The 15,939-nt window shown below is 26.3% G+C and carries 15 protein-coding genes; 5 read left to right on the top strand and 10 right to left on the bottom strand.

The features are described from left to right. Window positions 1-21: 21 nt before the first annotated feature. On the bottom strand, window positions 22-960 hold the full coding sequence (locus MCRO_RS01510) for a potassium channel family protein (RefSeq protein WP_013054607.1): 939 nt from the start codon (window positions 958-960) through the stop codon (window positions 22-24). A gap of 161 nt (window positions 961-1,121) precedes the next feature. Here MCRO_RS01510 and gmk point away from each other — a divergent pair, with 161 nt between their 5' ends. From gmk to MCRO_RS01535, 5 genes are read left to right on the top strand one after another with little or no spacing between them, the layout of a single operon-like run. Continuing rightward, window positions 1,122-1,709, top strand: a complete 588-nt coding sequence (gene gmk, locus MCRO_RS01515) for a guanylate kinase (protein WP_013054536.1) — start codon at window positions 1,122-1,124, stop codon at window positions 1,707-1,709. Between the two features lies 1 nt (window position 1,710). Then, the gene (locus MCRO_RS01520) at window positions 1,711-2,469 is read left to right on the top strand and encodes a PP2C family protein-serine/threonine phosphatase (RefSeq protein WP_013054591.1); all 759 of its coding nucleotides are present in this window, start codon (window positions 1,711-1,713) and stop codon (window positions 2,467-2,469) included. Then, window positions 2,462-3,460, top strand: coding sequence for a serine/threonine-protein kinase (locus MCRO_RS01525; protein WP_013054494.1), 999 nt, complete (start codon window positions 2,462-2,464; stop codon window positions 3,458-3,460). Before MCRO_RS01520 ends, MCRO_RS01525 begins: the two co-directional genes overlap by 8 nt. Before the next feature lies 1 nt (window position 3,461). Then, complete coding sequence (gene rsgA / locus MCRO_RS01530) at window positions 3,462-4,298, top strand: ribosome small subunit-dependent GTPase A (RefSeq protein ID WP_013054417.1); 837 nt, start codon at window positions 3,462-3,464, stop codon at window positions 4,296-4,298. After that, the gene (locus tag MCRO_RS01535; RefSeq protein ID WP_041594022.1) at window positions 4,298-4,951 is read left to right on the top strand and encodes a ribulose-phosphate 3-epimerase; all 654 of its coding nucleotides are present in this window, start codon (window positions 4,298-4,300) and stop codon (window positions 4,949-4,951) included. Before rsgA ends, MCRO_RS01535 begins: the two co-directional genes overlap by 1 nt. A gap of 46 nt (window positions 4,952-4,997) precedes the next feature. Here MCRO_RS01535 and dcm read toward each other — a convergent pair whose 3' ends face one another. The 9 genes from dcm to MCRO_RS04130 form a co-directional block, all read right to left on the bottom strand. Next, on the bottom strand, window positions 4,998-6,245 hold the full coding sequence (gene dcm, locus MCRO_RS01540) for a DNA (cytosine-5-)-methyltransferase (RefSeq protein WP_013054149.1): 1,248 nt from the start codon (window positions 6,243-6,245) through the stop codon (window positions 4,998-5,000). A 1-nt stretch (window position 6,246) separates the two neighbouring features. After that, a complete protein-coding gene (locus MCRO_RS01545; RefSeq protein ID WP_013054236.1) occupies window positions 6,247-7,761 on the bottom strand; it encodes a Sau3AI family type II restriction endonuclease in 1,515 nt (504 codons plus the stop codon). Between the two features lie 2 nt (window positions 7,762-7,763). Further along, the gene (gene glyA, locus MCRO_RS01550; protein WP_013054504.1) at window positions 7,764-9,032 is read right to left on the bottom strand and encodes a serine hydroxymethyltransferase; all 1,269 of its coding nucleotides are present in this window, start codon (window positions 9,030-9,032) and stop codon (window positions 7,764-7,766) included. A gap of 22 nt (window positions 9,033-9,054) precedes the next feature. After that, window positions 9,055-11,235, bottom strand: a complete 2,181-nt coding sequence (locus MCRO_RS01555; protein WP_013054594.1) for a phenylalanine--tRNA ligase subunit beta — start codon at window positions 11,233-11,235, stop codon at window positions 9,055-9,057. Window position 11,236: 1 nt separating this feature from the next. Continuing rightward, on the bottom strand, window positions 11,237-11,899 hold the full coding sequence (locus MCRO_RS01560; RefSeq protein ID WP_013054460.1) for a uracil-DNA glycosylase: 663 nt from the start codon (window positions 11,897-11,899) through the stop codon (window positions 11,237-11,239). Next, window positions 11,889-12,839, bottom strand: coding sequence for a phenylalanine--tRNA ligase subunit alpha (gene pheS / locus MCRO_RS01565; protein ID WP_193333239.1), 951 nt, complete (start codon window positions 12,837-12,839; stop codon window positions 11,889-11,891). The genes MCRO_RS01560 and pheS overlap by 11 nt, the downstream gene beginning before the upstream one ends. Window position 12,840: 1 nt before the next feature. Then, window positions 12,841-14,055 carry a replication-associated recombination protein A gene (locus MCRO_RS01570; RefSeq protein WP_013054582.1) on the bottom strand — a complete coding sequence of 405 codons (1,215 nt, stop codon included), beginning with the start codon at window positions 14,053-14,055 and terminating at the stop codon, window positions 12,841-12,843. 180 nt (window positions 14,056-14,235) lie between these two features. Further along, window positions 14,236-15,225 carry an Mbov_0401 family ICE element transposase-like protein gene (locus MCRO_RS01575; RefSeq protein ID WP_013054549.1) on the bottom strand — a complete coding sequence of 330 codons (990 nt, stop codon included), beginning with the start codon at window positions 15,223-15,225 and terminating at the stop codon, window positions 14,236-14,238. Further along, window positions 15,168-15,434, bottom strand: coding sequence for a hypothetical protein (locus MCRO_RS04130; protein ID WP_041594024.1), 267 nt, complete (start codon window positions 15,432-15,434; stop codon window positions 15,168-15,170). Before MCRO_RS04130 ends, MCRO_RS01575 begins: the two co-directional genes overlap by 58 nt. Window positions 15,435-15,939: the final 505 nt, after the last annotated feature.

Consider the following 15,939-nt stretch of genomic DNA (forward strand, 5'->3'; position numbering starts at 1 on the left):
TAAATTTAATTAAAAAAGGAGCTATTCCATCTCCTTTTCTTTTTTATTTTTTTTATCGATTTCTTGAATTTGGGTAAGAACAGCTCCGGCTACAACACCACTTGGTATTGCAAAAATTGCAATACCTAAAAGAGAAATAATCACAACAATCAATTTTGAATTTCCTGCATGTGGTGCAAAATCACCATATCCTATTGTTGTTAAAGTTACTGTTGAATAATATAAAGCATCTCAAAAATTAGTAACTACACCACCTGATAATTCAGCATATATTTTATCATATTCTTCTTTGTATAATGAATCTGGTACAGCACCTTCAGTTACATTTCCTTCTTTTAATTTGTTTTGAATTTGAGTTTCTAATCAATCTACTTCGTTATTTCAAATTATTAAAGCAAATGCAACTATCAAAATAAATATAAAAGCGAACGTATTTATAAGTACAACTTTTTGTTCTTTAAATACGTTTACAAAAATTTTAAACGGTGTAAATATTTTTAATAAAAGTACTAATCTAAGTAATCTAACAAGAGTAATTGATTCAAAGTAATCAAAGAATTTTGAATTTGGAGCACCCAAATATTTAATAACATATAATGAAGATAAAGTTGAAAGTAATAATATAATACCTACTCCACTAAGTGGGAAAACTAATAAATCTATTCAATTGTTTTTCCTTTTTGATCTAACCGGATATGTTATTCAATGTAATATATAATCGGTTAAAAAAACAAAGAATGTCACAATCCCTATTATAATTTTTATAGGTTGTAATTCTTTAGTTTTTATAGCGAATGCGAAAAAACTAAAAATTACTAAAAAGGCTATAGTCAAGAGATAAATTAATCTTAAAAGAGTTATTAATTTCTTATTTTTTTCGGTTTCATCAGGTAAAACCGAGTCACTTGTTACAATTGTATTTAATGATTGTAAAAGTAAAGAATGTTTTTGTTTTTGCATGGAATAATTTTAACAAATCAATTAAAAAAATGTGTTTTTTTTATTTGATTTTATTCACTTGAATAATAAAGAACAATACTTAAGTAATTTGTATTACTAAAAATGTATTAATTTTTTAGTATTATCTTTAAAATATTTAAAAAAATATATAATGTAATAATATGAAAAACAAAAAAAATAATGTAATTATTCTTAGTGGTCCAAGTGGAGTTGGAAAGGGTACAATTGAAAGATTGCTTTTTGATTTTGAAGAGCTTAATTTATCTATGTCTTGCTCAGTTACGACTAGGAAACCTCGTGCAGGAGAGATAAATTCCATTCACTACTATTTTATGGATAAGTCAATTGTACAACAAATGATTAAATCACGTGAGTTCCTAGAATTTTCATATCATTTTGGAAATTATTATGGAACTCTTTGATCTGAATTAAATAAAATAAATCAAAAAGGAAAAGTGCCTATTCTTGAAATTGAAACACGTGGGGCAAGTCAAGTAATTGAACAACTTTCTAAAAAAGAAAATGAATATAACATTATTAGTATTTTTGTTTTACCACCATCAATTAATGACTTAAAAGAGCGAATAATTAAACGTGGTTCTGAAAATGATGAAACAATTCGTTCAAGATTAGCAAAAGCTGAAGAAGAAATTAATGAATCATCATTTTTTAAATATAGAGTTGTTAATGATATTCCAGAAAGAGCAGCTGATGAAATTAAAAACATTATTTTAAAGGAAATTAATTAAAATGCAAATACTACAACAATCAAATAAAGGAAATTATAGAGAAGAAAATCAGGATAGAGTTGGTTCATTTTCAAAAAATGGTGTTCATTTTGCAATTTTATGTGATGGAATGGGTGGTCATTTTGGTGGTTCAATTGCTTCATCAACAACAGTTAATAGTTTCGGTATAGAGTTCAATAACAACTATCAATTAGATAGTAAAAATGCTAAGAATTGATTTTTTGAAACAACTGAAAAAATTAAAAAACAAATGAGACTACATTCTGAACAAGATTTTACAAAAACAGATATGGGAACAACTTTAACTGCTGTTTTAATTTTTCCTGAAGAAAAAAATATCATAATTTTTAATATTGGTGATTCAAGAACATATGCTTTTACAAAGAAAAAAGAAATCATTCAACTTACTGTTGACCACAATTGATATAATCAACTTGTTAATGAAGGTCTTAACAAAACATTTGCTCATCGTGCTCCACATTCTCAAGCTTTGACCAGTTCTATTGGACCAACTAAAAAAACAACTATTGAAATGTTTGAAATAACTCCTGAAAGTTATAAAAAAATTTCGCACTTGTTTTTAACTAGTGACGGAATTCATGGTTTTGTGCCTGATGATGAATTACAGGTTGCAATGTCTAATACTAAAAAAAATAATGAGCAAAAAATGCTTAGTATTTTAGAAATGGCTGAATTAAACAATTCAAATGACAATATGTCGATAATATTAATTGATTTGATCGGAGAAGAAAATGAATAATATGCATGCCTTTCCACCTTCTTGATCAAACGTTTATAAAAAGTATAAAATAATAAAATCTATTGGTACTGGTGGAATGGGTTCGGTTTATTTGGTCGAAACTCTTGACGGCAAAAAAGAACGCTATGCTTTAAAATATAGACATAATGATACTAACATGAATAACTTGGCTCGTTTTAAAAGTGAGTTAAGATTACTGAAAAAAATAAAATCAAAAAATATTCCTTATATTTATGACGAAAGTATTGAAGGACCAAACGAGCACTATTTTGTTATGGAATATATAGAGGGTAAAACACTTAAAGAAGTAATTAAAGAAAACGGTAGATTAAACTCTAGAGTTGCAGTTACTTATGCCAAGCAAATTGCAGCCGGTCTTGGTGAATTACATAATTGCGGAATAATTCATAGGGATATAAAATCGGAAAATATCATAATTTCCAATACACAAAATGTAAAAATAATTGATTTAGGTATATCTCTTGATGAAGAATCACAAAGATATACAAAAACAAATAATGTTATTTGTAGTGCTTATTATAATGCGCCTGAAACCATAGAAAATAAGAATAATATTACTAAGTCAATTGACGTATATGCCTTGGGTATAATGCTTTTTGAAATGCTAACCGGAAAATACCCTTATTCTGGACAAACAGCCGCTCAAACAGTTATAATGCATCGTAATGCAGAAATGCCTAGAATTAAAGAACTTATAGAAGTTCCTCAAAGTTTAGAAAATATAATTATTAAAGCAACTGCAAAAGATCCAAATAAAAGACATAAAGATATGTGAGAATTTAGACATGATTTAGATACTTGCTTTAGAGTAGAAAGAGGAATTGAAGATCCACTTTCTCTAAGAACTATTAAACCTAAAGTAAAGTCAAGTGATATTTTTAATTCGAAGTGATTTATAATAATAGCATTAGTAGTTTTTCTTATATTACTTATTGTTTCAATAGCAATAATCTTTATATTGGTAAGATAATATGTTAGGAAAAATTTACTCAATAAATGCAGGAATATATCATGTAAATGATGGACAAAATGATTATAAAATACCTGCTTTAGGAATCCTGAGATTCCAAAATATTACCCCACTTGTTGGTGATATAGTTGAATTTAATCAAGATGTTTTAACATCGATTAAAGAAAGAAAAAACTTTTTTATTCGTCCTAAGGTTGCCAATATTGACCAAGTAATTGTAGTGATTTCATTATTTGAACCAACATTTCAAAATTATTTGCTTGATAAATATTTAGCAGTCATTGAATATAAAAGAATCAAGCCAATTTTATTTTTTACTAAGAGTGATTTAGGCGAAACAAAATGATTTGATTATTATTCAAAAATGGGTTATGAAGTTTATTTAGTAAATAATAATAATCCTAAACAAGTAAAGAAATTAAAGGGAATATTTAAGAATAAAGTAAGTGTTTTCTTAGGTCAAAGTGGAGTTGGTAAAACTTCTACAATTAATAATTTGAGTGATAATGACTTTAAAGTACAAAACATTTCTAAAGCACTAGGCAGAGGAAAACATACTACAAGGTTAATTCAAATTATTAAATTTAATGGTGGTGAATTAATTGACACACCAGGTTTTGGAAGTCTGGAACTTGATATTAATAATTTACAATTAGCACAAAGTTATTCATTTTTATATAATAATTTTTCTAAATGTAAATATAGGTCGTGTTTGCATTTAAATGAAATAGTTAATGATTGTTATATAAAAAGTCAAGTTGGTTCTGATTTCTGACCAAACGAAAGATATGAAAACTATCTAAAACTTTCTAAAGAAACTAAAAAGGAGAATTGATAATGGAAAAAAATATTACACCTTCACTGCTTAATGTTGAAGAATCAAAACGTTTAGATATGGCTAACACTTTAATAAAAGCGGGAATAAAATGAATACATTATGATGTTATGGATGAAAAATTCGTTCCTAACAAAGCCATACAAATAAGTGAAATTGCTAATATATCAAAAAACGGTCTTAAACACTTTAAAGATGCCCACCTAATGGTTGTTAATCCGCTTGATTATATTAATGATTTAAAAGATATAGTTGATGTTATTACGTTTCACTGAGAAGCATTTGATGATAAGGAAGATTTTTATGATTGATTAATTCAAAACTATGATGACTATAAAATCGGTTTAGCAATTAAACCTAATACAAAGGTCGAAGAAATAGTTGACTTTCTTCCTTATATTTCACTTGTTCTCGTAATGAGCGTTGAGCCAGGAAAGGGTGGGCAATCATTCATTCCAAGTGCTTTAGATAAAATCAAGTTTTTATATGAAACTAGAATTAGTAAATCATATAATTATTTAATCCAAGTTGATGGCGGAATCAATCAAGATACATCAAAGTTATGCTTCAAAAATGGAGCTGACGCTCTTGTTGCTGGAACATATTTAGTGGTTGAACCCACACCTGAAAGAATAAAAACTTTATTACCTAAATAAGTTTTAAATTAACAAAAGCACCTATGAACAAGGTGCTTTTGTAATTTTAGTCTTCATTTTTAATTATTTCTTTTAGTAAAGGCTCCATTCTAGAAATTACACCCGTAACTAAAGCATTCCCCATCATAAAATATCTTTTTTTATCAGGCATAGTATTGGTTCAATTTGCAGGAAACATTTGAATTAATTCGCATTCTAATGGTGTTAGAATTCTATAATTATTTATTTTTTTATCAAATATTATATGTGATGTTCTATTGATTGAACCTTCACTTGTTAGCATTGTTCTTGCTGGTTCATCGAGATTATCAGGAAAAGACATTGCACCTTCACTATATATATAATTATGACCTTCTTTTGAAGTTCTATTAATTTTTTTAGAACCTTTTAGAAATTTTCATTTTTCAAGATTTTGCTCATTGATTATTAAATTATCATAATGGTCATTAAAAGATGATGCTTTTTCTAATATTGAACTTAATGTATGTTTTACTTCATTTATAGGTTTTATTTTAGAGTGATAAATATTATTATCGATCATAATTCCACATTCATGGAATGAACCACTTTTGTAGTTTAGAGATATATCTAAAACGTCCTCATATTTATTTAAATCTATATGTTTAAGTTCTGTTATTGTTTCTATTGGAAATACTTTATTAAAAATATTTAATTCATTTAAATTAAGATTATTACACTTTATTGACTTTGATCATTTTAAATCTTTTCTATAAGCAAAAATAAATACTCTTTTCCTTTTTTGAGGCATAGAATAATCACCAGCATTTAAGACTCTTCATTGTGCATCATATCCTAAATCATTTAGAGTTTTTAACATAATTGCAAAATCTCTACCACGATTGCTTGATGGAGATTTAAGTAACCTGTCAACATTTTCTAATAAAACAAACGGTGTTTTTTTTGTTTCTAAAATATCACTTATTTCTCAAAATAAAACACCTTTTTTGCCTTCTATGCCTTTGTTATTTGAAAGAGATCTAGCAACTGAATAATCTTGACAAGGAAAACCACCTACCAATAAATTATGATCAGGAATTACTTTTTTATCTACTTTTGATATGTCATCATTTGAATGATTCTTGTCACCAAATCTTGTTATATAACATTCAAAAGCATGTTGCTTGTTAGATGAAGGTTCATATTGATTTGCTCAGACAAAATTTCAGTTATTATTTTCAATTGCTCTTCCATTTTCATCAAAAGAATTTATATGATTAAGCCCAACTCTAAAACCACCTACACCTGCAAATAATTCAACTACTGATAATTTCATATTAGCATTTCTCCTTTTTGATTATGTCTTCGACTATTTTTTTAATATATTCACTATTTAATCAAAAACATTGATTTGTCATTTTATCGCCATTTATTAATTCATCCATATCTGTTTTTGAACCTTCACCATATTTTATACCATTAATGATATAAGAACTTTTTAATGAATGTGGTCTTAGATGGAAAATTTTTGTTTCTGATTTTTTAGGTAAGTCATTTTTTACAATTAATTTTCCTAAGTTGTTATATTCTATTTTGAAATTTACACCTTTTAAGAATTTTTTCTTATTTAATTCTCACTCTTTTTTTCCAATAGTTTCAAGTTCATTAATTGGCATATTTCAAAATTTTGAACCAGCTAATTTATAATTACCTTCTTCATTCTCTTTGAAAACTACAAATAAGAACCTAGTTTTTTCAAAATAATTATATTCATTTGAGTTTTCAAAAATTTTATTAACAAAATCTTTTATTACAATTTTAGGAAAAGACACACTCTCATTAGGTGTTCCATTTTTTCTTACTCTTATTGTTTTAATATCAATATTAGCTTTTTGAAATTCTTCAGACTTATCTGAATTTACACCTAAAATTTTATTTACTAAAATTCTATTTATATTTTTACTTTTTATGATTTTATTTAAATCAAAAGCATGATACAATTCAGCTTCTGTTTTACCTATAAAAAAATTTAATTTATCTAATATTTTACTTTCAAAATTGCCATCAATTATTTCTTCATCTTTAAAAATTGAATCAAATTTTTCCTTATCGTTATTCATAATGTAATTATTTAATATATAGGTCATATATGATTGTTTTAAAGAAAAAGCTCTTCTTTTTGCTAAAACTTTATTATTGTAATATTGTGGTTTTAATATTTGTGATGCACTAGATCCTTTTGTGCATGCACCAAGATATTTAGTGTCACTTTCTGATAAATTATGAGCATTTCCTGAAGTAATTTTATTAACAATAATATTATAGTCATCTAAAATTATTGTTAAATCTTTAGATAATAATTTACTATACAATTGATAAAGATAAATATAATCTATACTATATTCAATTCTCTTTTTATTTCTATTTCTAAGATATCATATCATTAAAACATTCTTCAACTTCTTTTCTAAATGAGAATTTTTAAATTCTTTTTCAATAGGATTAGTGTTTGGTATCATAGAAATAACTAGTCTTTCTCCTGCTATAAATTTATTTTTATTAATTTCATAAGGAGTGGTTTTTAATTCTAGTTCTGCTTTTTGAAAATCTGGTAATTCACTATTATTTGGTTTATAATAAAAAAAGTATTCTTCTAACAAATTACCTAATGAACCTTTATTACTAGGATTATTGTAATAATCATTTATGTCTTCTAAATCTTCATTTTCATAATTTAGTGATAAAACATCAAGAAAAGTTTTTCCTAATAACTTTTGAGAGTAATTATATATGTCTTTTATGTTTGTTTCATCGTAAGGTAGTTTATTGCTATATTTAGTTAAATCCTTCATTTTTATAAATAACTTTTCTTAATTGGGAAGGAGTTAGTAAATTCATTAACTTTTTTCTTTAGACTATCTTTAAGAGTTTTGGCTTCAGGACTACTAGTTTTTAACATGTCGTGATTTCTTAGTATTGTATGCATTATCTGTGCTAACTCTTCTCATTTTGTAAAATCTCTTGAAGTCATTGCGGCTGTTCCTAATCTTAAGCCACTACCTAAAGTAGGACTTAATGTATCATTTGGAATAGTATTTTTATTTGTTGTGATATTAAATTGCTCAAGAATTTTTTCAGCATCTTTCCCTGTAATTCCATAACTTGTTTTAACATCTATCATAAATAAATGATTATCGGTTCCGCCCGAAACTAATGTTGCCCCAAGATTAATAAATGATTCTGAAAAAATCTTAGCATTTCTAACAATGTTAGCTCCATATTTTTGAAACATAGATGTTAATGCTTCATAGAAACAAATAGCTTTACCAGCAATTGCATGAAATAGTGGTCCGCCTTGGTAACCTGGAAAAACCCATCTATCTACTTTCTTAGCTATTTCAGGATCGTTTGTCATGATGATTCCACCTCTTGCACCTCTTAATGTTTTATGAGTTGTAGAAGTGATAATGTGAGCATAATTAACTGGACTAGGATGAACGTTTGCGGCTATAAGTCCTGCTATATGTGCAATATCAGCCATAAGTTTTGCACCACACTTATCAGCTATTTCTCTAAATCTTTTAAAATCGATAATTCTAGGATATGCAGAATAACCACAAATTATCAAATCAGGCTTTTCTTTCATAGCAATTCTTTCAATATCATCATAATCTAAATAACCATTTTTATCAACTTCATATGAAACTGAATTATAGAAAATTCCACTAAAACTAATTTTATAACCATGTGTTAAGTGACCTCCACTATTTAAAGAAAGACCCATGATTTTTCCGCCGTGTGGTGCAACCGATGCTATTGCAGCAGCATTTGCTACTGATCCAGAATATGGTTGAACATTTGCATATTCAACTCCAAAGATTTTCTTTAATCTTTCTATAGCTAGTGTTTCAACAACATCAACATTTTCACAGGAACCATAATATCTTTTATTTGGATATCCTTCACCATATTTATTAGTTAAAACACTACCTTGAGCTTTAAGAACATCCTCAGATGTGTAGTTTTCAGAAGCTATTAGTTCTATATGTTCTTCTTGCCTCTTCAATTCAGCATTAATTGCATTTTGCACTTCTTTATCATTAAGTTCTATATTTTTGTACATGTTTATTTCCTTCCTATCATTATTATTTATTGTATTTTTTGTTAATCAATTCTATTGTTTTTGAATCTGAAGTTATTCTTAAAGTGGTATTAATTAAGTTGTTTTTTTCGAATGTGTCTTTCAATTCGATATCATAGACATTAAAGTTATTATTAATGTCTTTGACATATGATTTTATAGATTCACCATGTTTAAGTCCAAATGTTAAATCTATAGATTTTAATGGTTCATTGTCTATGATTTTGTATTTTTTATTACTATTAAATTGAGGAACTAGCACTTCAGCAACATAAGCATTTGTTAAATCGTATTTAGGATTAACTTTTCCTATTCAACCTATGAGCAAGTTATTTTGGTATATTTTTGCTGAAACATTAGGATGTATTTTTTCGTTATTATCTAATTTTTCGAAAACTAATTTATTATCTCTATATAGTTTTATAATATCTTCTTTTATTTCTTCAAAACTTTTGGTTGTACTTGCTAATCCAACTACACTTATATTATTGTTTATCATTCCTACTTCAAAAAAGTTAATTTTATTGATTTTTCTTTTTTGATTGTATTCAACCGCTTCAAGCATAGAAGGTATAATTGAGTTTCTGATTACTTCTCTTTCTTTTGAAACAAATGTTTCAAGTGCTAATTCTTCTTGAAAATCAAACACATTTAAGAAATTTTTTTGTTTTGATAAAAGCGAATATGTTAATATCTCATTATAACCATTTGCTTGCAATTCATGTTTAATTGTAGATCTTTTATGTATTTTAAAACTTGTGTTTGAGAGCTGTACTGGTTCAAAATTATCATATGAGTAAAATCTGAATATCTCTTCTATAATGTCTTCAAAGTAATTTATATCGTATCTATAAATCGGCACATAAACTTCATTTACTTCTAAATCAAAACTAAAACCAAGCTTCTTTAATTTTTCAATTGCTGGTATGAATTTTTTTAATGATGAGGTATTTTGATCAGAATAAACTGATAATTTTTCTTTATCAAATTTAATCATTTTTTTAGGGCCTATTTTAGGAATTCCAAGTAAATTTGAAATTGAAATTTTATTATCGTTTAAGTATTTTCTTAAAAATAAAATTCCTAATTCTAAAATTTCATTTGTAATTGTTCTACTTGCTTGATTAGCAGAATTACTAAGTAATTTAATTTGTTTTACTGAGTGTCTTATTAAAGTCGGATCAAAAACACCTATTTCGAAAATAAATTCTTTTGTCTTTTCATCAACTTTAGTGGTTTCAAGACCCATAACTGATGCTACTGAAATAGGTTTATTTTCATCCCTAATAATAAGTACGTTTTCAACATCAACATCTTTGTTTCCTAATAATTTTAATTTTCCACTATAAAGCTCTGAAGTTATTTTTAGCCCAATTTTATTTTTATCATATACATGACAAGGAGCACCTGTTATTATAAGAACTAGGTTTGTAAGATTAACAGCTCAACCTAATGAAGTGTCGATATTATGTTTTGCTAAAAGCATTTTATCAAATATATTTAAGTCAAATTCTTTATCACAATAGGCTTGAAACATTGTAATTTCATTACTCATTCCTCTATCTATTGCGATATCTGAAAATAGACTACCTTTGTGATTTTTTTCATTAAAAACAAATTCAGTTTCATAGTATGCTGCCAATTCTTTTGCCATTACATAATATGAATTAGCATCATTTCTATTGGCTGTTGTAGAAACATCAAGAATATAGTCATCTAGTTGCAATACTTGCATAGGATCATCGTTAATTGAGGCAAAATTCTTATCTAGTCTTAAAATGTGTTCGCCTAAATCACCGAATAATTTACCATCAAAACCTAACTCTTCATATGAAGCAAACATACCTTGTGAAGGAATATTTTTTAAGTTTTTGGTTTTGAAAACAATGTCACCCATTTTAGAACCTTCAATAAAGCAAACAACTAAATCATCTACTTTTAGAACATTATCTGTTGTTTGAATTGTTAAATTTCCGTGTTTAGTTTCAACGGTGGCAACAGTTAATAAATCAGAATTTGGATTTTTATAAAGTTCCTTAATTAGACCAAAAACAACACCTTCAATTGTGCTAAATTTTTTAATGCTTTCAACTTCGAAACCAAGTTTATTTATAACTTGCTCAACGTCCTTATTTAGCTTTATTCCAGGCAAATAAGTATTTAATTTTTTTAGTGAGAATATCATTTTACTCCTTTATTGACCAATCAATTTTTTCTTGATTTGTCTTTTCTAGTAAATTATTAATCTTTTTGAAAAACTCTCCATCTTTAAAGCTTTTATGATAGCCTAAAGGACTTGGGTGAGATAAAAATACAACATTTTTTGGTTTAATATCTAACTTATCAATAATCTTTTTTGATGAGTTTCCAAGAAGTCCAAAAACAACATTTTCGTTATTTTTTATAACTTCTTCCAATATTACTTTATTAAATTTTTCTCAACCAATATCAGCATGAGAATTAGGTTGTGATTCATTAACTGTAAGTATTGTATTAAGAAGTAAAACTCCTTGCTTAGCCCAATTACTAAGATCGTTTGATTTAATTATAATACCTTGGTAATCTTTTTTTAATTCTTTAAAAATATTTTTTAAACTACTTGGAGTTTTATCTGATTTTGTGCTAAATGCTAAACCATCTGCTACTCCTAAAGTAGGATAAGGATCTTGACCTAGAATTACAACTTTTGTTTCATTGACTTGAAAGAAATCAAAAGCTCTAAACATATTTTGGCTTTCAGGAAAAATTTTATAGCCTTCCTTTTCGAATTTTTCTAATTTAGAAAGTATATTTTGGAAATATTGTTTTTTACCCTCGTTTTGTAAAATGTCCAATCAACTATATTTCATGATTAAATTGTTCCAATATTCTTAAGTCATTTTTATAAAGATCTCTTATGTCTTCAATTCCATATTTTATCATTGTAATTCTTTCGATTCCAACTCCTGCAGCTAAGCCATTCATACTGTTGGTATATCCAGCAAGTTCTAATACATTTGGATGTAACATACCAGCACCAAGAATTTCAATTCATCTGTTTTTATAAAACATATCAACTTCAACACTCGGTTCAGTAAAAGGGAAATATGATGGTCTTAGTCTAATTTCAAGTTCTGTTTCAAAAACATAACTAAGCATTGATTTAAGAGTTCAAATCAAATTTGGGAATGATACTTTACCGACACTAACAAAATCAAGTTGTTTAAATTGATGAGAGTGAGTAGCATCATCTTCATCATTCCTATATACTTTTCCGATTGTAAATGTAGAAAAAGCTTTATTACAGTTTTTTTCGAGTTCGTGTGCACTTGCTCCTGTATTATGTGTTCTTAATAAAGTTGTTGCATTTAAGTAGAGAGAATCGTGCATAGCTCTTGCTGGGTGATCTTGAGGAATGTTTAAACGTTCAAAGTTATATAAGTCGCTAACTATTTCTCCTACTTCTTGTTCGTAATATCCATTATTTAAAAATCAATCTCTTAGTCTGTTTTCAACAAGAGTAATGGGGTGCAACGAACCAGGTTTGGAATTCGGTTTCGATACATCAACATATTGACTTTTTATTTTGTTATTAATTTCTTCTGCTTCAATTTTTTCTTCAACTTTTTTAAATTCTGTTTCATAAAAATCGAGCATCTTTTTAATTTTAAGCCCTATTTCTTTTTTTTCTTCTGACTTAGCAATTTTAAGTTGTGATTTTAAGTTAATTAGTTCTTCATCCTTAGCATAGACCTGATTTTTAGCAATCTTTAATTCTTCTAAGTTTTTAATTTTTTTAAAATTAATCATACTATTTCTCCCCTTTTTTAATTTCATTTCAGTAATCATTATATTTTATTTCATTTATATTTTTACCAGGATTATAATAAATTATATCCTTTAATTCTTTAGGTAAGTAATCTTGTTTTATTCAATTATTGTAGTAATCATGTGGATATTTATAAGTTAGACCGTATCCTAATTTTACCGATGATTTATAATGAGCATCTTTTAAGTGATCTGGAACTTCATAAATTTTTCCTGATTCTATATCGCTTTTAACTGCACTCATTGCTTTATAAATACTGTTGCTTTTTGGACTTAGTGCTACATCAATTATTGCAAATGCAACTGCTAAATCAGCTTCTGGGAATCCTAGACGTTCAATAGTATTAAACGCAGCTTCCATTCTTAAAATTATATTTGGGTTAGCTAAGCCAATATCTTCATAAACTACACAATTTAACCTTCTGATTAACCCTTGATAATCGCCACTTTTAACTATAACAAAGCCATAATAAAGAGCTGCATTTACATCACTTCCTCTTAGAGATTTGTGAAAAGCAGATAAATTGTTATAATGTGCTGATGAATCTCTATCACTATAAAAATTTATATTAGGAATGACTTTTTTAAGATCATCTTTATGTATTTTTTCATTATTTGAGTATAAAATTCCAAGCATTTGAAGATTATTAATACATGCTCTAAAATCTCCTGCGCTGTATCTTACTAATTCTAATATTATTTCGTCATCTAAATTTAATGAATTAAAATATTTATTCTTTATTTTAGATAATCCACTAAATAAATCATGTTCTTTAAGCTTTTCAAAAGATAGTATTTGCATTCTACTTCTAAGAGCAGGATTAACTCGAAAATAAGGATTTTCAGTAGTTGTAGCATAAACAATTATTTTGTCAAATTCAAGAAATGAAAGTAAAATATCTTGCTTATCTTTGTTTAATCTGTGAATTTCATCAATTATGATAATTTCATTATTTTCAAGTTTTTTTACAAGGTCTGATTTACTATCGATTGAAGCATTAAAATAATCATATTTTAATTTCATTTCATTTGCTAATGCAAAAGAGCAAGAAGTTTTACCGGTCCCACTTTCACCAAAAAAAATAAAGCTAGTTTTAACTTTGTTTAATACAATTTTTTTTAGTAAGTCAAGAATATGACTTTGACCAATAATATCGTCAAGAATTTTTGGTCTTAATTCATTAGCTAAATTTTTCATAATATAATTTTAATTATAACTTATTAATTTTTGATTATTAAGCGAAAAATTAGGAACCATTAAATTTAAATGTGTAATAGAAAAGGTTTTTAAGTTTATCTATTTACTCTTTTTTTATTATAACATATTTTTTATTAAAGTGATTAAATATGAGAATTTTAGTAGGTATTCAACTCTATTTTATATAAAAATAGTTGGTATATTTTTTTGTAGATTAGAAAAAAGAACTTTCATTTTTGTTGTTTGTTCTGTATAGTGAGCTAAAGAGTTTTTTATAAGTTTTTTATAGTGGTAATTTATGTTGTTTTCAGTGTAAGAAACTATTGCTTTTCTTGTTTGATTATCTCATATTCCACTATTCTTGCTTTTGAGATATGTTAATAAGCTAGTAATATTTTTTTTGATAGATTTTGATTGAACTGATAATCTTAAGTCTTCCAATTCATCTAATATTTCTTTATATAGTTCATAATCATTTTCTTTTATTGATTTTGTAAGTAGGTCTATTCATCTTTCTTTTTTTGTTGGACTAAAATAATCAATAAATAAGTTTTTTATAGTGTTTTTTGAGTGTTTTTTATAACCAATGTATTTATCTATGTTTTGTATTAAGTGAAATAAATCAAGATGATAGTCCATTCCTAGAATACTTGCTTCTAATTTTAAAGCTCTTGCACCATCACAAACATAAGCCATTTTATTATTAATTAATCCTGTTTGAGAATTGAATTCGTTTATTACTTTGATTGCCTTGTGATTATCAGCAGATTTTCCTAAGTTTCTTATATCATAAATAGCCACCATACTAATAGGTTTTTTAGGGTTTTGTTTTTTACCTTTAAGTGGATAGTCATCATTAGCAAATATCCTTATTATTCTTAGTCTAATCATTTTTTTAACAAATTTTCCTTTTACTCTAAATGTGTTATATGTATCATCCGAGTCCATTTGCGTTGATATCTTATCTTTGTTTAGCAATTTAATAAATTCCTTAGTTTTATTTAACAATTCTTCATTTTGAATTATAAGTTGCTCTAAAGCATTCTCTCTTTTTAATCAATATTTAACAAGTTGATTGCTTGGATAATTAATCTTTTTTCTAAATGTACCAGCTATATAATCAATCATCGAATCTTGCATAACTTGAGCTGAATACTTAAATTTGGCCATATATCTATTAGTCAAATAAATATTATGGTTCCAAAGGTATAAGGAATAAGGTTAGATTTAGTAATTGGTAAATCTTGATTAGTTAGATTTGCTTTATAAATTGAATCAATTATCAACGCTATTATTGATATAACAAAAATTGCTATGAATATGATGATATATATTTTAGTTAGTGAAAGTTCTTTTTTTCTTTGTTTTTGTTGTTTCATTTTTCTCCTATTTAAGTTTTTTGGCTTTAATGTATGTGTTTTTATATTTAATAATTCCAAATACTATTGCAGGTAATACAAAAACAAATAAAGCAACTATTCAAATAAGATGTAATGGTTGTTTTTGTATTAAACTAAATTTTGTTGGAGTAATTCCACCCGGATTATTTGAAACATTAATAGTTTTATAGTTTATTAATTTTTTAGATAAAGCATCAATTCTAATGATTACTTTATTATCTTTGTTAGGTTCCTTAACAAGGTTATATAAAAGAATTTTGTTATCAGTTCAATTGTTAGGTGAAATTATTTTTAATTCTTTAAATTTTGAGCCACTTATTGAATATGTTATTTGATAATCAATTCCATTAATTAAAAAGACTGGTTCATTTGTGTGTTAATATAGTCAATTATTTCATTGTTTAATTCACTAAAATATTTGTTTTGATATTTTGGTTCATTCTTCTTTTACTTTTGGAGATTTTATATTAAGTTTATTTCAACT

It is taken from the genome of Mycoplasma crocodyli MP145 (assembly GCF_000025845.1).
Taxonomy (GTDB): Bacteria; Bacillota_I; Bacilli_A; order Mycoplasmatales; family Metamycoplasmataceae; genus Mycoplasmopsis; species Mycoplasmopsis crocodyli.